Below are 18103 nucleotides of genomic sequence, written 5' to 3'. Positions count from 1 at the left end.
TTTACTGATAAAATGCGCTTTATAAATTTAATGTAAGGAAAGGTAAATGAAAGTACTACTCATAAAAGATGTAAAAAGCCTAGGAAAAGCAGGCGAAATAAAGGAAGTAAAAGAGGGCTATGGGCATAATTTCTTAATCGCAAAGGGTTACGCAAAGGCCGCTACCACGGACGTTTTACGCCAGTATGAAGCGGCGAAAAAAAGAGAGGCTGAGGAGCTAAAATATGAACTAGCAAATTTAGAAAAGCTAAAAGATGAGCTAGCTAGACTAAGCGTCGTAATCACAAAGCAGCTAGGCGCAAACGGCTCGCTTTTTGGCTCAGTTAGCAAAGAAGAGATAGCCGAAGCCCTAAAAGCACAGCACGGCATCGAGATAGACAAAAAGTCAATCGAAACCGACAAGCACGGCATAAAAGCGACTGGAATTTACGAGCTAGATGTAAAGCTCGGACACGCCATACACGCTAAGCTTAAGCTAGACGTAAGGGGCGAGTAGTGTTTCACGCTACGACTATTTTGGCCTACAAAGGCGAGCATAAATCGGTAATCGGCGGCGACGGGCAAGTAAGCTTTGGCAACAGCGTGCTAAAGGGCAACGCCGTAAAAATTCGTCGCCTAGGCAAAGACGAGAGCGTGCTGGCTGGCTTTGCTGGTAGCACGGCTGACGCGTTTAATCTTTTTGATATGTTTGAAAAGTGCCTAAACAGCGCAAAGGGCGACTTGGTGCGAGCGGTCGTTGAGTTTAGCAAGGAGTGGCGAAAGGACAAGTATCTAAGAAAGCTTGAGGCGATGATGCTCGTGCTTAATCGTGAGAAAATTTTCTTACTAAGTGGCACTGGCGACGTCGTTGAACCAGAAGACGGCAAAATCGCAGCCATAGGCAGCGGCGGCAACTACGCCCTTTCAGCCGCTAGGGCGCTGGATAAATTTGCCACCATCGATGAAGAAAAGCTAGTAATCGAGAGCCTAAAAATCGCTGGCGAAATTTGCATTTACACCAACACAAACATAAAAACTTTCGTCCTAGATGACGCTGGAGAGAGCCAATGAATATGACGCCTCGTGAGATAGTTAAATTCCTAGATGAGTATGTCATCGGTCAGAGCGAAGCTAAAAAAATCATCGCCATAGCCCTGCGAAATCGCTACCGCCGTATGAAGCTAAGCAAAGAGTTGCAAGATGACGTTATGCCAAAAAATATCCTGATGATAGGCTCAACGGGCGTGGGTAAAACCGAGATCGCAAGGCGGCTTAGCAAGATGTTTGGACTGCCTTTTATCAAAGTGGAAGCCAGCAAATACACCGAAGTGGGCTTTGTGGGACGAGACGTGGAGAGTATGGTAAGAGACCTTGCGATGGCGGCTGTAAATTTAGTAAAAAGCGAGCAAAGAGAGAAAAACGCTGAAAAAATCGCCCAATATATCGAGCAAAAAATCTTAAGCAAGCTCCTGCCGCCGCTGCCAAAGGGTGCGAGCGAAGAGAAGCAGGCTGACTATGAAAAAAGCTATGAAAAAATGCTAGCAAAGCTGCGAAATGGCGATCTTGACGATTTGAGCGTGGAGATTGAAGTGCAGCAAAGTGGCTTTGACGCTGGCTCAAACCTGCCTCCAGAGATGGCAAATATGCAAGAGAGCTTTGTTAAAATCATCGGCATAGGCAACAAAAATGTCAAAAAAGAGCTAAAAGTAAAAGATGCCCGCACGGCCCTAGAAAACGAAGCTGTGGATAAAATTTTAGATATGGATAATATCAAATCAGAAGCCTTAAAGCGAGCTGAAAATGAAGGCATTATTTTTATCGATGAGATAGATAAAGTCGCCGTCTCAAATAACGGCAGCAGCCGCCAAGACCCAAGCAAAGAGGGCGTGCAGCGAGACTTACTGCCAATCGTCGAGGGCAGCGTGGTAAGCACTAAATTTGGCAACCTAAAGACCGATCATATCCTATTCATCGCCGCTGGTGCCTTTCACCTAAGCAAGCCAAGCGACCTAATCCCAGAGCTACAGGGGCGTTTTCCGCTTAGAGTTGAGCTAGACAGCCTAGATGATGAGGCGCTTTATCAAATTCTAACCCAGCCGAAAAACTCCCTGCTAAAGCAATACACCGCGCTTTTGGAGACTGAGGGCGTTAGGCTTAAATTTGACGATGAGGCGATTAGGCAGATTGCCCGCATCGCAGGAGAAGCAAATGCGAAAATGGAGGACATCGGCGCTAGGCGGCTGCACACTATCATCGAGCGAGTGCTTGAAGAGATTAGCTTTGAGGCTAGCGAGCGAGCTGGCGAGGAGATAGTCGTCGGTAAAACTTTAGTCGATGAACGCCTAGGCGAGCTGGTAAAAGATCAAGACCTGGCGAGATATATCCTGTGAGATCGGGCTTTGTAAGCGTGGTGGGCAGACCAAACGCAGGCAAATCCAGCCTGCTAAACTGCCTGCTAAATGAAAAAATCGCCATCACAAGCCACAAGCAAAACGCCACACGCCGCAAGATAAATGCCATCGTTATGCACGAGGGGGATCAGATAATTTTCATCGACACCCCAGGACTTCACGAGAGCGGCAAAATGCTAAACCAACTTATGGTAGAGGCGGCCAAAAAGGCGATAAGCGAGTGCGACCTCATACTCTTTTTAGCCCCAGCCAGCGATGACGTGAGCGATTATGAAAAATTCCTAGCCCTAAAACCAAAGCACCCGCACATTTTAGTGCTAAGCAAAGTCGATAAGTTAAGCAATGCTGAAATTTTAAAAGCCATAGAAAAATACGCCAAATTTAGTGATAAATTTATCGCCCTTTTGCCATTTAGCGTTAAAAAGCAGGGCTATAAAAACGAGCTTTTAAGCACCATCGCAAAAGCCCTACCCCAGCACGAATACTACTACGACCCAGAGTTTATCACGACCACAAATGAGCGTGAAATTTTTAGGGATTTTATACTTGAAGCACTCTATGAAAACCTAAGTGATGAGCTGCCATACTCCTGCGATGCGGTGGTAAAAAAGGTCGTCGAAAAGCCCAATATAACGGAGGTTTATGCCAATATCATCGCCGAACGTGAAGCCCACCGCCCATTAATAATTGGCAAAAACGGCGAGTGCATAAAACGCATAGGCATAACCGCCCGCAAACTCATATCAAACCTAACCCAAAAAAAGGTCTTTTTAAAGCTCGAGCTTTTTGTCAAAAAGGGCTGGAGCAAGGACGAAAAACTCGTAAGAAAGCTAAATCGCTACGATGAATAGTAGCGAAGTTGTATTTACCAAATTGGCTAAAAGCACCTGTGTTTTTAGTGATAAAAAGGCTTTAAGCGATGATGAGATATTAGCCATTGTCTATAAAAATTTAAAGCTCTCTCCAGATAAAGATTATGTTACTGGGCATATCTTAACCACGCTTGAAAACGGTAGCTTAATTCAGGTTTTTGCTGCTGAAAAATCCCATATAAAAAAGCTAGCAAAAGATAAAAATGCTAAGGTTGTTTTTCCATTTTGGGCGGTTTATGAGGCTCCAGGTGGTGGGACTTGCTGCTTGATTAGTGAGTACGAGGGTGAAAAATTTATAGCTTGTTATTTAAATACTAAGCTAATAGCTTCATTTTTGATTGATGAGATTTCATGGCAAAGTGCTAGTATCAAGATAAATGAAATCACTAAAGACTATGGTATATTTTTTAATGAAATTTATACCACAGAGGCTAAATTAGGCGAGTATTTTACTTTTGTTTCTGGGGTTATGGCTAGTTCTAAGGAGCTTGGTTTTGCTAGCTTATATACACCGCAGGAGCGATTTGATATTAAAAGAAAGCTAGCGTTTAGCGCCATTTTGGGTGTGATTTTAGGTATTATAGTTACGACGTGTGAGTACTTTAGCCATGAGTATAGCAAAAACTTATCTAATCTTAAGCTTAATCGCAGTATCCTTATATCAGAGCAAGCAAAGCTTAAGGATTTAGCTCTTAAGATAGATGACTTAAGGGCGCAAAAAGAGAGCCTTATTAAGTCGCAAGAGCTTCCCAGCTTAGACATTGCTAGTAAAAGCGACAAATCAAAGGTGCTAGAAAAGCTGATAGCCCTCGCAAAGCGTGCAGGGGTAAAAATCAGTAGCATATCAGTAAATAGGCAGACCCTAACACTAATAGCCACATCTAGCGAGTATGTTAAAATCTCATCTTTTATTACGCTTATTTTAGATGATTTTGTCATTATATCGGCAAAAAATGAAGCGTTGGATAATGGTTTTGAGGTAAGCATAAAAGCAAGGAAAAAATATGCTAGATGAGTGGCTAAATAGGCTTAGTAAGCGCGAGGGAATGCTTCTTTCTATCGCCCTTTTTCTTGTTGTTTTTAGCATAGCTTTTTTTACTTCGAGAATGGCGTATGAAAGCCGCAGTGCCAGATATTTACAAACTATTATCAAGCTTCAAAGCGACATAGAGTCTTTGAATGAATTTATAAGCAAAAATAGACAAAATCAGATTGAATTTGAAAGCTTAAAATTAAGTTTAAAACAGCTTCAAGCCCAAAAAGACTCTCTGGGGTCAAATCTTGAAATTTTAAAATTAAACGAAAGTGATGCAATAAGCATAATACTAAAAGGTGCAAAAAGCATAGATGTAAGAGTGGACTCAGTAAGCACCAAAAGTGATGGTGAGGTCTCGTCTGTAAGTGTAACAGTGGTGATTTTTGCAAGCTTTAACAAGCTTATGCAGTTTTTAAGCTATATAGAAAAAAGGCTTTATGTAGACGATGTAAATATAACAAAGTCATCGGGTACTTTAAAGGGTGAATTTAACGTATTATTATTGCGAGCTTAGCTTTTTATTAGGAATTTGTTAAGTTTTAATTTGCTATAATAATTAATTTTTAAAATAAATTTAATATAAGGAAACAATATGGCACAGAATCGACCCGTCTCAAATGTCGAGCGCCAGGTAAGCGAAGACGCCTTTTTGGTTTCAAAAACTGACACAAAAGGCAAGATAACATACTGTAATCTACCATTTCGTGAAATAGTAGGTGCAAAAGCAGGCGAACTAATAGGAAAGCCTCATAGTATCGTCCGACATCCTGATATGCCACGCATTATATTTAAGTTGCTGTGGGAGCGCGTACAGAATAAAAAGGAGATTTTTGCATATGTCAAAAATCGTAGTTTTGATGGATCGTTTTATTGGGTGTTTGCCAATGTGACCGCCTCGGTGGACGCTAGTGGCAATATAGTAGGATATTACTCAGTAAGACGCAGACCAAATCCTAGGGCGCTATCTGTAATAGAACCTCTTTATAGACGTCTGTTGGATGCTGAAAAAAGCGGCGGAATAGACGCATCTATGAAGCTTTTAAACGAGATATTAAAAGAGCAAAATACAAGCTATGATGAGCTTGTTAACAACTTACAAAGACAATAAGGAAAGATGATGTTTGGATTTAAGAAAAGCTCTTGTTATGATGAGATTGTGCAGGTAATAGAGGCAGCAAGGAATGGCGTTTTAGAGCCACGCGTCATCGACCCAGACCCAAAAGACCCTATGGCAAAGATAGCCTATGGCATCAATGATTTACTAGATCAAATAGAGGCCCTCCAAAGAGAAGCAGCCACTTGTGTAAGCGCAGCTGATGCAGGAGTAACTTATAGAAATATCTTTGTAAACGGCTTTAGAGGACTATTTAAGACAAATGCTGAGTTTATGAGCAATGGTGTAAATGGTATAAAAGCTGGACAAAAAGGCAAGATTAGGGGTGTTTTGAGCGAGAAATTTGGTGAGTTAGGCAACGGCAATAATGGCATAGAGGATGTGCAAAATGACCTAAACACCAGCATAGAAAACTTAACCGAAATGGCAAATATCGCAGAAGAAACCGCGCAAAAAGCCAATGAGACACTAAATAGCATGCAAGAACTCAGCACAAATATGAGCTCTCTTGAGGGGTTAATAGGCGACTCAAGCCATGCTATACATACTCTAACTACTCGCACAGCCGAGATAAGCTCTGTTGTGGATTTGATCAAGGATATAGCTGAGCAGACTAACCTACTAGCCCTAAACGCTGCCATTGAAGCAGCTAGGGCTGGTGAGCATGGCAGAGGTTTTGCTGTGGTTGCTGATGAAGTGCGAAAGCTTGCTGAAAATACTCAAAAAGCCACGAGTGAAATAGGTGTGAGCATACAAACACTTCAGCAAGAAGCGCAAGAACTAAGCAGTAACGCCGATAAAATCAATGAAATTTCAAAAACTGCTAATGTTAGTGTTGAGAATTTTAAGGATATTTTAAATAAATTTAGCTCAAATGCTAAAATTACGGCTACTACATCAAAATATGTTGAGGATAAAACATCAAGTATAATAGCTAAAATTTCTCAGATAGTTTATAAGACAAGTGCGTATTCTGCGGTTATTAATGAAAAAGAAAACACTTCCGATCTATCTGCTATGGCAAATGAGCTTAAAGAGTGGTATGAGGGTGCTTGCCGTGATAAATTTGAAAAAGCGTCATCATATGCTAAGCTAGAGCGTCCTATCAATGAGCTTGTAGGGCTTATCAATCAGAATATAGACGATGCAAAACACGGCTATAATAACTCAAATATGAATAAATTTGTCGAGCGTTTTGCAAAGGCTGAGACAGTAAGCAAAGAGATATTTAGACTATATGACGCTATGGTCGAAGAGGTAAAATAAGAGACTTTTGGCGGGCTAAAGCTCGCCTAAGCTTTTAATCACTTCTTCTATACTTGTAATGCCATTTTCAACAAGATGGATGGCGTTTTGTATCATAGTTTGGCTTTTTCCCTCTATTGTCTTTCTTAGCTCCTCCTTGCTTGCATTTTTTGTTATCAATGTGGATAAGATTTCATCCATTAGCACTATTTCGCTTACCATTATGCGCCCAAGATAGCCCGTGTGAGCGCATTTTTCACAGCCTGTTGGCTCATAAAATTTAACTTCTTGCTGGTTTGGTATATTTAGGCTGCTTAAAATTTCAAGTGATGGATTAGTTTGCTTTTTGCAATGCGGACATAGTTTTCTAAGTAGTCTTTGCGCCATAACTGCGCTTAAGCTAGAGGCTATGAGGTAGTTTGCCGCACCTAGGTCGTTCATGCGGATTATCGCCCCAAGTGCGTCGTTGGTGTGAAGGGTGGAGAGCACTAAATGTCCAGAAAGGGCTGCTTGTATACTTGTGTTTAGCGTGCTAGGATCTCTTATTTCCCCTATCATTATTACGTCTGGGTCTTGCCTTAAAATCGCTCTAAGCGCAAGTCCAAATTCCAGCGTCTCATCAACTGAGACTTGTTGTACTTTTTCTAGGCGATATTCTACAGGGTTTTCTATGGTTATTATCTTTTTGCCCCAATTTTTTATGTGATTTATCGCTGCATAAAGAGTTGTACTTTTGCCACAGCCAGTTGGACCAGTAACCAGCATTAGCCCATTTGGGCGTGATATGGCTTGTTTTAGTAGGTCTAGGTTTGCTTCATGTAATCCTAAGTCTTTTAGTTTTAACATGGTTTTGGTTTTGTAAAGTATACGCAAAACCAGACTTTCTTTGTATATAAGTGGCAGCGTCGAGACTCTAAAATCGCAGCTTGTGTCTTTAAATTCCATAGAAAATCTACCGTCTTGCGGTGCTCTTTTTTCTGCTATGTCAAGCCCAGCTAGCAATTTTATTCTAGCGCAAAGCGCGTCGTAAATCTCAATCCCAAATGTAAAAATAGGCACCAGCTCGCCGTCTATGCGGGTTCTTATTATGCAGCTATGTTCGTTTGGCTCTATGTGAATATCAGAGGCATTAAGGCTCACGCACTCACTTAAAATTGCGTTTATTAGCTTCATTATGGACGGCTGTTCTATTTTTATTCCGCTTTGTAGCTCTGTTTTTACTTGTAAATAAAGTGGCTCCAGGCTTTTAGCTTTTGTAATTTTTGCAAAAAATATATCAAATTTATCCCTGTCTATGGCAATGGGTTTTATTTTATAATTATGAAAAATACTCTCTAAGAGAGGATAGTCTTGATTTTTTAGAGTGCCTACTATAAGCTCATTATCTTTTACAAAGAGTGGCATGGAACCGGTGTTTTTTATCATCTGCGTGCTTAATTTGCATGCCAGACTTAGGTCAAAATCTATCTTGTTTTCGCTCATTTAGGGGTGCTATTATTTTTGGAGTTATGACAAAGACTAATTCCGTGCGTATTTTGTTGTTCTTTTCGTACCCGAATAGTGAGCCCAAGATGGGAAGCTTTGATAAAAACGGCACAGAGCTTTCGCTGTCTAATTCACTTTCTCCTATCAGTCCGCCGATTATCACGCTTTCTCCGCTTTTTGCTTTAATGACGGTTGAGAGTTTCTTCTGGATAGTATCTGGCGCAATCTCTTTTATTTCTTGTCCTTTTTGTACCTCTTTTAGGCTGCTTAAACTAGGATTTATGCGAATTGAGACCTCGTTATTATCGCTTATTTGAGGGGTTAGGTTTAATAGCACGCCCACAAAAAGCGAATATTGATTATACGTTGTTTTTGAGCGATATGAGCTGTTATTATCATACTCTGTTGTCTCTGGTACTCGGTAATTTATATTTTCTCCTACGCTAATTATAGCTTGCTGGTTATTTAGTGTTACTATGTGGGGTCGTGAAATTACTTTAGTCCTGCCAGTTGAGTTTAGAAAATTTAATAGCCCATTTATGCTAAAATTTGCGCTAGCACCAGCGTTTATTGCGTTATTGCCTACTCTTTGCTCCGATGAGTACGACGACAATCCACGTATATATCCATCAAAACTAAGTTCAAATTTACTCCAGTCAATACCTCTTGAGCGCTCGTTTGAAAGCTCTACTGATATTATCGCAATCTCGATTGATATCTGTTTGCCAAGTCTATCATCTATATTTGATAAAAACTCTTGAGCCTGTTTTATTTTATCTGGTTTGGCATTGATATATATGATGCCTGATTGCTCATTTATAACTAAGCTTGGTTTTGGCTCTTTTGCCTCTAGTGTGATTTTTTTATCAGGGATATTTAGTATCTCCTCTAGTGAGGTCTTTATGTCTTTCCAAAAGTCAAATTTTTCACTAACTTTTATTAAATTTTCCTCATTGTTTATATCGCCTTTATCGCTATTTTTTGAGTATTTACCGATAATTTCAGGGCTTACGTCGACCCCGCCTCTTGTTATTGTTTGCCCCTCTCTTGTAGCTGCTATGTAGTCTAGCTTAAAAATTTTTGACTGCATACTTGCTATCTCAAGCACACCGTCTTTAAATTCGTAATAAAGGTTATTTTTTGATATTAGCGTGTCTAGGATTTTCTCAAGATTAGAGTTTGCGATGGATACGCCCCATGCTGACTGTGAGAGTATGTTTTTTGACTGTTCGTCTTTTATGACTATACTAAACCCACATCTAGAGTGAAGTATGCCTAGAAGCTGTATTATTTTTGCGTCTTGATTTGCCTTTAAATTTTGAGGTTTTTGGCAGATTTTTTCTAGATTTTTTAACTCTTTGTCTGATATTTTGCGTTTTTGTGATTTGAAGCTATTTGCTTTTTGTAGCTTAAAAGCAGGTTTTATCGGCTCTAAAGGTGCCTTGTTTATATCTTCAAGCCATTTTGGATCTTTTGCGGATAAAGTTATATTCATGCTCAAACACAAGATTATAACAAATAAAAATTTTATCCCCAAAATATTCCTTAATTTAGCTTGTATTTATATACTATTATATAAAAGTATAACTTAAATTTAAGTTATACCGAGCCTTTTTGCACCAAAACTACATAGAAGGTAATAAAAAATATTTTTACATCAAACCAAAAATTTCTATTTTTTATATATTGCATATCTAGTTTTACTCTCTTTTCAAAGCTAAGAGAGCTCCTTCCGCTAATTTGCCACAATCCAGTAATTCCAGGGCGGACACTAAGAATTGCTTGCATGATTTCTTTATCTATATTAGTTACTTCACTTGGTATATATGGACGTGGGCCGACAAGGCTCATGTCTCCTAAAATTACATTAAAAAGCTGTGGTAACTCATCTAGAGATGTTTTTCTTAGTACTCTTCCTAGCTTTGTTATTCTTGGGTCAAAGCGTAGTTTGCGGTATTTTTGATAATATTCAAGTTCATCTTTATTGTTATTAAAATACTCCTCAAGTATCCCATCTTTAGAGAACATGGAACGTATTTTATAACATGAAAATAACTTTCCATTTTTGCCAAGTCTTTTTTGTATGAAAAATATTTTTCCTTTAGGGTCTGCTATTTTGCTAACAATTATCACAGCACTTAGTAGGCTAGCCCAAAGAGGGGATGTTACTAAAACCATAAAAAGATCAAAGCAACGCTTCATAAAACCCCATCTTTCCACATATTGTATGTGTTTGATATTTCTTGTTTCATATTCTTTATAAAATTATCTTTACTAAAGTTAAGTGCTCTTAATCTTATTTTTTCTGGATTAAAACAGTCTATATTTTTTTCAAATTCATTTATGGCTTCATTTAGGCTTAATTCATTTTGTTTGTAAAATCCAATGCCCTCAATACCATCTCTAACACTCTCAGTAACCCCTCCTTGCGCATAGAATATAACAGGCTTTCCGCAGGCCATAGCTTCAACTGGTGTGATGCCAAAATCTTCTTTTGCTGCAAATACAAATGCCTTTGCATTTTGCATAGTTTTAACTAAAGCATTATTATCAACTTTTTCTAAAAATTCTATGTTTTTGTTGGCAATTTTTTTTAGATTTTCTAGCTCTTTGCCTTCTCCTATTATTATAAGTTTGCGTTTATTTTTATTAAAGGCTTTTATTATAAGATCAAATTTTTTGTATGAGACAAGTCTACCAGCTGTTAAGTAATATTCATCACTTTTATTTCCTAGCGAAAATTTGTCAATATCTACCGGCGGATAAATTACTTTTGCCTCTTTGTTGTATATTTTTTTTACTCTTGAGGCTACAAAATTTGAGTTCGCTATAAATTTATCAACTCTTAAAGAGCTTACTGTGTCCCATTGTCTTATTTTGTATAAAAAATAACTAGCGATAGCCTTTTTAAATTTGCCAAAGCCAGAATTTGCTAGATATTCATTATGCATATCCCAAGCATAGCGCATAGGGGTATGAATGTAACATATGTGAAGCTGTTCATGGGATGTTAATACTCCTTTTGCAACGCAGTGAGAGCTAGATAAAACCACCTCATATCTTGATAAATCAAACTGTTCTATAGCGTATGGGAATAGTGGAAGAAATCTCCTGAAATTATGACCAGCAAAAGGCATATTTTGTAAAAAGCTTGTGGTGGCTCTTTTCCCTAGTAGAATTTCTTTTCTGTCACTTTCATTTAAAGTGTCAACCAAGGCATAATTATCAATTTCTGGATATAGTAAATTTATGGCACCCACAACCTTTTCAGCGCCCGCATTTGTGGTTAGCCAGTCAGATACTAAAGCTTTTTTCATTATTTTTACTTATCCTTGGATTAAAAAGTTGTAATTATAATAAAACTATGCTTAAGAAATGGGTAGAGACCAGATATTCTAGTCTCTTAAAAGGAGTTCATGTTGATTGCTACTAAAATTATAAAATGTTGTAGTAAATCAACGGCTAATCGAAACTTATAGTTTCATTTTTTGGTGGGGATATTTTGCTTTTTTTGGGTTTAGGTTTGCGTAGGATGGGTGCTTTTGTGGTGCTTGCTTGCTTTATTAGACTGGTTTTTACAACCCCATTTTTATCGCGTGAGTATGTTATGGTGTCGCCTATACTATAGTGCTGTTTGGCTTTGCAAAGAGGTACACTTCGCCCTTGTTTTAGCATTAGTTCATAGCAGTAGCCACTTTGGGTAAAAGATACTTTCGTTACTATTCCGCTTACATTTATGGTTTTAAATTTAGTTTTGTTCGTGGCTGGAGCTGGTTGGTTGTAGCAGCCTGATAAGATAGCTGCTACAATTGCCACACCAAAGGCTGTTTTAAGCCTCATACGCTAGCATCCATTAAATTTGCGCCTATTTGCGATAGCTTTTTATCTACCTTTTGAGTGGCTAGTTCTATCGTTTTTTGTGATATTTCAGGCAGTGCGTCTCCCCATATTTTTTCTGCGTCTTTAAAACCTCTTAGCATACCTTCGCGTCCAGCTTTTAGCAACTTTTCGTCATCTCCAGCAAAGCTTAGGACAAAATCAGCTATCCTATCAGCTGTATTTTCTACGCTGAAAAACCCACCATCTTTAACGAGCATGGAGGCATCAAAGCTATCCATCATATAAAGCGCCTTGCCGTTATATCCTATGCTCTTTTCATCTATCGTGCTTAAAATTCCTTGAATTCTGCTATCAGCTACACTATTTTCGCCAGTAAATATATCAGATAGACTTCCTTGTATCTTAAAAGTATCTGAGGCAAAATTAAAGGTAGATATGGTATAGCTATCAAAAAGCTGCTGAGCGTCTATTTGTGAGACCATCTGCTTGATTTTCTCATTACTTGGCTTATCTGTTAGCATATTTATGCCAGATAGGCTTTCGTTTAGCTCAGACGCTATATCCTTACTAGACTTAAACTCATAGTTTGCCTGCGCGTATGCGCTATTTATGTTAAGTATATTCATCTATAAAATCCTTTTTATAAATTTGAAAGTTTTGCCATTATAGCATGATTAAATTAAATTTAATACATTTTGCTAACCGCTACTCCATTTATTTTTGTATTAACCTCAATTAGCGCCGATGAGCCAGTCATCTCTCTTATAAAATTAGCCAGTCTTTTGCCTATTTTTCTTAGGCTTATTCTATTTATATTTTTGGTCGATATAAACTCTATGCCTTCGCCTTTTGGATATTTTGCATAAGCTACGGCTTTTATTTCACCTTTAAAGTTTTCTAAAATAGCAGTCTCTATCTCATTTGCCTCTTTTGCGCTATTTTTCAGCGGTGTATTTGGCATATCCCTAAGTTGAAAATCCTTCATCATGGGGCAACTTGCCATCATTTTTCCGTTTGCATCCATGTGATGTTCATGGGTGTTTGTGTGATGGTGCGTGGTTGTGGCTTGCTCTGATTTATAGCTATGAGCGCAACCAGCTAGGGTAAATAGAAATAGGCTTAATATGATAGCAGTTTTCATTTATTTTCCTTTATAAATTTGCGAAATTATACAATAAAAAGCTCAATTTATTGATAAATTTAAATAATTGCAGTATTATATTGGCAAAATATACTCAGTGGAAAAGGAGGCTTTTGATGCTTAAATTTTTATTTTTATTAGCAGGACTAGCGATTTTTGCAGGCGCAAAAGTGGAGATTATCTCTGTTGCGCCAGATGAGGTGAGCAAATATCCCCAAATAGTAGACGTTAGAACCCCTGAGGAGTGGAAGCAAACAGGTGTGATAAAGGGCGCCATTACAGTTGATATGCGCGGAAATAGAAAAAAGATATTGCAAAAGCTTATAAAAGACCTTGATTTAAGCAAGCCAGTTGCATTTGTTTGCAGGCTTGGTACTAGAAGTCCATTTTTAGCAAGGAGCTTGGATGACGAGATTAGAGGGCTAAAGATAGTAGTTTTTAAAGACGGCATGACTAAGCTTATAAATGATGGCTATAAAACTGTGCCATATGAGACCAAGTAAATTTAAAGGAGATATTAATGATTAAAATTTTAGCAGCTTTGATTGTTTTTTTGGGTTTTGCTAATGCCGAGATAAAAACGGTAGATGTTACGCCAGATAGTGTGAGTCAGTATCCGCAAATCATAGACGTGCGCACCCCTGATGAGTGGAGGGAGACTGGGATTGTAGAGGGTGCTCTTACAATAGATATAGTTGGAAATAAGCAAAAGTTCGCACAAGAAGTACTAAGTAAAATAGACCCTACTAAGCCAGTAGCACTCATATGTCGTACAGGTAGAAGAAGCACATATGCTGCGAATTTTTTAGAAGAGGAGCTCGCAAAGCAGGGCATAAAGCTTGAGATTATTAACTTAAACGGTGGTGTGGTTTCGCTTATCAAACAAGGATACCATACTGTGCCTTACGATAAATAAATTTATTGCATTTTTGCCTACGCTTTTATGCGTGGGCTTTACTTTTTAAGCTTTTTATTTGTCTTTTATAATATCATTTATACTTTTTTGTTGATTTAAATTTTCGGGGTTAAAGCTTTTAAATTTTATGCTCTTTCCTCCGTGCATGTCTATTTTTTGTATTTGCCGCTTTTGGGTAATTTCTTGTTCGATTTGTGCCTCTAGTGCTATCAGAGATACGCTAAATATGGCTATTGTAAAAGCTAGTTTCACTTAATTTTCCTTTTTGGTTATTATGCTTTTTACCTTATTAAACTCATGTGCTATTTCGGCGGTTGTCTTTTTTGAAGCTAGGCTTGCAATCACTATAACTGCGCTACTTATCACGACAGCAGGAAGCATTTCGTACACATATTCACTAAGCCCAAGGTATATCCATAAAAGCACGCTCACGCCACCGCTAATCATCCCCCAAAGCGCTCCAGCTGCGCTCGTTCGCCCCCAGTATAGGCTAAATAAAAGCACAGGGCCAAAGCTAGCTCCAAAGCCAGCCCATGCGTTTCCGACTGCTTTTAGCACTGTGTCGCTTGAGGCAAAGGCTAAAGCAGTCGCGACTGCACCTACGCAAAGCACGGCTGTTTGGGTTATTCTTACTTGTGCTACTTGAGATAGTTCTTTTTTATAAAATGCAAGCACAAAGTCTTTGCTAACGGAGCTTGCGCTTACTAAAAGCTGGCTTGCTAGGGTGCTCATTATAGCGGCTAGTACGGCTGAGATTATGACACCTAGGAAAAATGGATGAAAAAGCGTGCTACCAAGCTGTAAAAACACCGTCTCTGGATCGCTTAGTGGGTTTTTTAAATTTGAAAAATAGACAAAGCCAAGCATGCCGCTTGCCATAGCTCCAGCCATGCCAAGCCCCATCCAGCCGATGCCTATACGCCTAGCACTATCAAGGTCGCTTGAGCTTTTTATAGCCATAAAGCGTACTATGATATGAGGCTGCCCAAAGTAGCCAAACCCCCAAGCTAAAAGCCCGATGATGCCGATTAGGCTCTGGTTGTAAAAGGGATTTAGCGCATTTTGATTTAGGCTTTTAATCATAGAAAAAACGCTTGTATTATCTGGTAAATTTAAGCTTAAATACGTCATCAAAGGCACACTGATTAAGACTATAAACATAAGCATTCCTTGAAATGCGTCTGTAAGTGCGACTGTTTTAAATCCGCCAAAAAATGTGTAAAATATCACTATCGCAAGCGTGGCAAGTGCACCATAGGCAAACGAAATCCCAAAAAAGCTCTCAAAACTCTTGCCTCCAGCGATGATGCCGCTGCTAACGTAAAGAGTGAAAAATACAAGTATCAAAAGCCCAGAAACTAGGCGTAAAGCCCCACTTTTATCCTTAAAGCGGTTTTCCAAAAAATCGGGTATGGTTATACTATTTTTGGCTACTTCTGTATAAATTCTAAGCCTTTTTGCTAAAAAAAGGTAGTTACAATATGCTCCTATGCAAAGCCCTATTATCATCCATATATTGCCAAGTCCGCTTATATACGCAGCCCCAGGTACTCCAAGTAGCATCCAACCACTCATATCGCTAGCCCCAGCTGATAGCGCCGTCGTTACAGGACCTAATGATCTGCTGCCTATTAGATAATCACTCATTGATGAGTGTCTTGCGTATGAGTAGTAGCTAATTGCTATGATTGATAAAACATAAAGTAATATCGCTGCGTATGAGCCTATTTGCATAAATTCTCCTGAAAGTAAAGTAGATATGATATATAATATATGGTTTAAAATGCCTTAAATTTTATATTTAAGCTAAATGAAAAATTAATTTTTATATAATTTACGTCATTTTTTCACAAGGTCAAAAATTGCTAAAATTATTCAAATTTATACTCTTTATAATCGCAATAGCCGTAGCTGGTTATTACGCCTATCCTACTGACATGAACGATGTTCAGCGTGCAGCTTATATTCATAGTTACGGAGTTACATTGGGGCTTACTTTAGGTGGTATAGCTTTGGGTATTTTAGTTGGCTTTACTTTGGCGTTTTTACGTTTTTTGCATATAAAGCCTTTAAATTTTATCATTGATGAATACATTGATATTTTACGTGGCACACCGCTGCTGCTTCAGCTTTTGATATTTTCAGTCGTGATTTTTGCCAGCTGGAGTGATAATTTTTACGTCGCCATCATCGCCCTTGGGCTAAATAGCTCAGCCTATATTGCTGAAATAGTCCGCAGTGGCATAAATAGCGTGGATAAAGGGCAGATGGAAGCTGCTCGTGCTATGGGGCTTAGCTACACAACCTCAATGAAAGAGATAGTATTTCCGCAAGCAACAAAAAACATACTCCCAGCTTTAGCCAATGAGTTTATCTCACTTTTTAAGGAGACTTCGGTTGTGGGCTATATAAGCGTTGTGGATATTACAATGCAGAGCAAAAGCTTACAGGCTGTATTTTACAGTCCAAAGCCGATAATTTTTACAGGAATAGTTTATTATGTGAGCGTGAAGTTATTTTCTTTTCTTGCAAAAAGCCTAGAAGAGAGGTTGAATAAAAATGATTGAAGTTTTAAATTTAAACAAAAAATATGGCGATTTGCATGTTTTAAAAGATATAAATGTAAAAATAAATAAAGGTGAAGTCATAGCGATAATAGGGCCAAGTGGCGGAGGTAAAAGTACATTTTTGCGTTGCCTAAATCGCCTAGAGGAGCCAACTAGCGGGCATATCCTAATAAACGATGACGATATAATGGATAAAAAAATAGACATTAATAAAATTCGCCAAAAAGTTAGTATGGTTTTTCAGCATTTTAATCTTTTTGCAAATAAAACAGTGCTTGAAAATCTGACTCTAGCGCCCATAAAAGCTGGATTTTTGGATAAGGAAGGCGCAGAAAAACGCGCTATAAATTTGCTTAAAAGCGTAGGCTTAGAGGATAAAAAAAGTGCCTATCCACACAAACTAAGCGGAGGACAAAAGCAACGTATAGCTATCGCGCGGGCTCTTGCAATGAGCCCAGAAGTTATATTATTTGACGAGCCAACAAGCGCACTTGATCCTGAGATGATAGGCGAGGTGCTTGAGATTATGAAGGACGTGGCAGCGCAGGGCATTACCATGATAGTGGTTACGCACGAAATGGGATTTGCTCGCAAGGTGGCAAATAGGATATTTTTTATGGACAAGGGACGTATCGCGGTAGATGATAGCCCTGAAAATATCTTTAACGCCCCAAAAGATCCTCGCTTAAAGGAATTTTTAAGCAAGGTTTTAAATCATATTTAAATTTAGGATAAAAAATGAAAAAAATCATAGCTTTATTTTTATTTGGCATTTTTTTTGTAGCTTGCGCTGATAGCAAGCATGGTAACGATAGCACTAGCGCAAGCGAAGTTGTGCTTAGAGTTGGGACAAGTGCAGATTATCCACCTTTTGAGTTTTTGGATGAGAAAAACCAAATAAGTGGCTTTGATATAGAGCTTTTAAACGCAATAAGTGCAAAAACCGGGATTAAATTTGACGTGCAAAATATACAGTTTGATGGACTTATTCCAGCTTTAGTAAGCGGTAAAATAGACGCTGCTATAAGTGGCATGAGCGCAACAGAAGCACGCCGTAAGAGCGTGGATTTTAGCGCACCTTATTTTAAGACAGAACATCTATTTGTATCAGCTAGCGGGGCTGGATTTAAGGATAAATCAAGTCTGGATGGCAAAAGAGTAGGTGCTCAGGTTGGCACATTGCAAGAGAGCTTTGCAAAGGAGATACCAGGGGTTGTTTTCGTGCCATTTGAAAGCACGCCTATGCTTTTTGCCTCTTTAAAAGCAGGCAAAGTTGATGCTTTAGTTACTGATAGCTCCTTGGGTTTTGAGTTTATTAATAAATCAAATGGAGAGATTAACGAGTTTTATTCTGAGCCAGATGGTAGCGATGGTTTTGCTATAGCTTTTGCAAAGGATAAATTTAAATCTGAAATCTCAAAAATAGATGCCGCCATTAAGCAGATAAAAGAGAGCGGCGAGTTTGAAAAAATAGCTAAAAAATATAATCTAAATTAA

21 protein-coding genes and 1 pseudogene are annotated in these 18103 nt (G+C 38.6%); 13 read left to right on the top strand and 9 right to left on the bottom strand.

Annotated features, from left to right (window positions below):
- Positions 1-46 precede the first annotated feature (46 nt).
- The 8 genes and pseudogenes from rplI to LBC_RS09195 form a co-directional block, all read left to right on the top strand.
- Complete coding sequence (gene rplI / locus LBC_RS06620; protein ID WP_221253663.1) at positions 47-496, top strand: 50S ribosomal protein L9; 450 nt, start codon at positions 47-49, stop codon at positions 494-496.
- A complete protein-coding gene (gene hslV, locus LBC_RS06615) occupies positions 496-1050 on the top strand; it encodes an ATP-dependent protease subunit HslV (protein ID WP_221253662.1) in 555 nt (184 codons plus the stop codon). Before rplI ends, hslV begins: the two co-directional genes overlap by 1 nt.
- Positions 1047-2369, top strand: a complete 1323-nt coding sequence (gene hslU, locus LBC_RS06610) for an HslU--HslV peptidase ATPase subunit (protein ID WP_221253661.1) — start codon at positions 1047-1049, stop codon at positions 2367-2369. The genes hslV and hslU overlap by 4 nt, the downstream gene beginning before the upstream one ends.
- Positions 2366-3241 carry a GTPase Era gene (gene era / locus LBC_RS06605; RefSeq protein ID WP_221253660.1) on the top strand — a complete coding sequence of 292 codons (876 nt, stop codon included), beginning with the start codon at positions 2366-2368 and terminating at the stop codon, positions 3239-3241. Before hslU ends, era begins: the two co-directional genes overlap by 4 nt.
- Positions 3234-4277, top strand: coding sequence for a hypothetical protein (locus LBC_RS06600; protein WP_221253659.1), 1044 nt, complete (start codon positions 3234-3236; stop codon positions 4275-4277). Before era ends, LBC_RS06600 begins: the two co-directional genes overlap by 8 nt.
- Positions 4267-4812, top strand: coding sequence for a hypothetical protein (locus LBC_RS06595; protein WP_221253657.1), 546 nt, complete (start codon positions 4267-4269; stop codon positions 4810-4812). Before LBC_RS06600 ends, LBC_RS06595 begins: the two co-directional genes overlap by 11 nt.
- Before the next feature lie 78 nt (positions 4813-4890).
- A complete protein-coding gene (locus LBC_RS06590; protein ID WP_221253655.1) occupies positions 4891-5406 on the top strand; it encodes a PAS domain-containing protein in 516 nt (171 codons plus the stop codon).
- A 594-nt stretch (positions 5407-6000) separates the two neighbouring features.
- Positions 6001-6678 (top strand): annotated as a pseudogene (locus LBC_RS09195) (methyl-accepting chemotaxis protein); the annotation flags it as partial.
- A 15-nt stretch (positions 6679-6693) separates the two neighbouring features.
- On the opposite strand, the gene LBC_RS06580 reads toward LBC_RS09195, so the two are convergent.
- The 7 genes from LBC_RS06580 to LBC_RS06550 all read right to left on the bottom strand — a co-directional run bounded on the left by LBC_RS06580 (position 6694) and on the right by LBC_RS06550 (position 13123).
- Positions 6694-8139 carry a GspE/PulE family protein gene (locus LBC_RS06580; protein WP_221253651.1) on the bottom strand — a complete coding sequence of 482 codons (1446 nt, stop codon included), beginning with the start codon at positions 8137-8139 and terminating at the stop codon, positions 6694-6696.
- Positions 8114-9637, bottom strand: coding sequence for a pilus (MSHA type) biogenesis protein MshL (locus tag LBC_RS06575; RefSeq protein WP_221253648.1), 1524 nt, complete (start codon positions 9635-9637; stop codon positions 8114-8116). Before LBC_RS06575 ends, LBC_RS06580 begins: the two co-directional genes overlap by 26 nt.
- A gap of 104 nt (positions 9638-9741) precedes the next feature.
- Complete coding sequence (locus LBC_RS06570) at positions 9742-10344, bottom strand: sugar transferase (protein ID WP_221253647.1); 603 nt, start codon at positions 10342-10344, stop codon at positions 9742-9744.
- The gene (locus LBC_RS06565; protein ID WP_221253646.1) at positions 10341-11459 is read right to left on the bottom strand and encodes a glycosyltransferase; all 1119 of its coding nucleotides are present in this window, start codon (positions 11457-11459) and stop codon (positions 10341-10343) included. The genes LBC_RS06570 and LBC_RS06565 overlap by 4 nt, the downstream gene beginning before the upstream one ends.
- 145 nt (positions 11460-11604) lie before the next feature.
- Positions 11605-11982 carry a hypothetical protein gene (locus LBC_RS06560; protein WP_221253645.1) on the bottom strand — a complete coding sequence of 126 codons (378 nt, stop codon included), beginning with the start codon at positions 11980-11982 and terminating at the stop codon, positions 11605-11607.
- The gene (locus LBC_RS06555) at positions 11979-12608 is read right to left on the bottom strand and encodes a hydrogenase-4 component G (RefSeq protein WP_221253644.1); all 630 of its coding nucleotides are present in this window, start codon (positions 12606-12608) and stop codon (positions 11979-11981) included. The genes LBC_RS06560 and LBC_RS06555 overlap by 4 nt, the downstream gene beginning before the upstream one ends.
- Before the next feature lie 59 nt (positions 12609-12667).
- Positions 12668-13123, bottom strand: coding sequence for a hypothetical protein (locus LBC_RS06550; protein ID WP_221253643.1), 456 nt, complete (start codon positions 13121-13123; stop codon positions 12668-12670).
- A gap of 116 nt (positions 13124-13239) precedes the next feature.
- Here LBC_RS06550 and LBC_RS06545 point away from each other — a divergent pair, with 116 nt between their 5' ends.
- A complete protein-coding gene (locus LBC_RS06545; protein ID WP_221253642.1) occupies positions 13240-13626 on the top strand; it encodes a rhodanese-like domain-containing protein in 387 nt (128 codons plus the stop codon).
- Between the two features lie 17 nt (positions 13627-13643).
- Positions 13644-14039, top strand: a complete 396-nt coding sequence (locus tag LBC_RS06540; RefSeq protein WP_221253641.1) for a rhodanese-like domain-containing protein — start codon at positions 13644-13646, stop codon at positions 14037-14039.
- 54 nt (positions 14040-14093) lie between these two features.
- Here LBC_RS06540 and LBC_RS06535 read toward each other — a convergent pair whose 3' ends face one another.
- The gene (locus LBC_RS06535) at positions 14094-14291 is read right to left on the bottom strand and encodes a hypothetical protein (RefSeq protein ID WP_221253640.1); all 198 of its coding nucleotides are present in this window, start codon (positions 14289-14291) and stop codon (positions 14094-14096) included.
- On the bottom strand, positions 14292-15773 hold the full coding sequence (gene putP, locus LBC_RS06530; RefSeq protein ID WP_221253639.1) for a sodium/proline symporter PutP: 1482 nt from the start codon (positions 15771-15773) through the stop codon (positions 14292-14294).
- 161 nt (positions 15774-15934) lie between these two features.
- Here putP and LBC_RS06525 point away from each other — a divergent pair, with 161 nt between their 5' ends.
- Genes LBC_RS06525 through LBC_RS06515 form a run of 3 tightly spaced genes read left to right on the top strand, consistent with a single transcriptional unit; the run spans position 15935 to position 18103 of the window.
- Positions 15935-16606 carry an amino acid ABC transporter permease gene (locus tag LBC_RS06525; RefSeq protein ID WP_409240994.1) on the top strand — a complete coding sequence of 224 codons (672 nt, stop codon included), beginning with the start codon at positions 15935-15937 and terminating at the stop codon, positions 16604-16606.
- Entirely contained in the window at positions 16599-17330 is a 732-nt protein-coding gene (locus LBC_RS06520) for an amino acid ABC transporter ATP-binding protein (protein ID WP_221253637.1), read from the top strand. Before LBC_RS06525 ends, LBC_RS06520 begins: the two co-directional genes overlap by 8 nt.
- A 14-nt stretch (positions 17331-17344) precedes the next feature.
- Complete coding sequence (locus LBC_RS06515) at positions 17345-18103, top strand: transporter substrate-binding domain-containing protein (RefSeq protein WP_221253634.1); 759 nt, start codon at positions 17345-17347, stop codon at positions 18101-18103.

It is taken from the genome of Campylobacter sp. 19-13652 (assembly GCF_019702925.1).
Lineage (GTDB): Bacteria > Campylobacterota > Campylobacteria > Campylobacterales > Campylobacteraceae > Campylobacter_A.
This window is presented reverse-complemented; position numbering and strand designations above follow the sequence as displayed.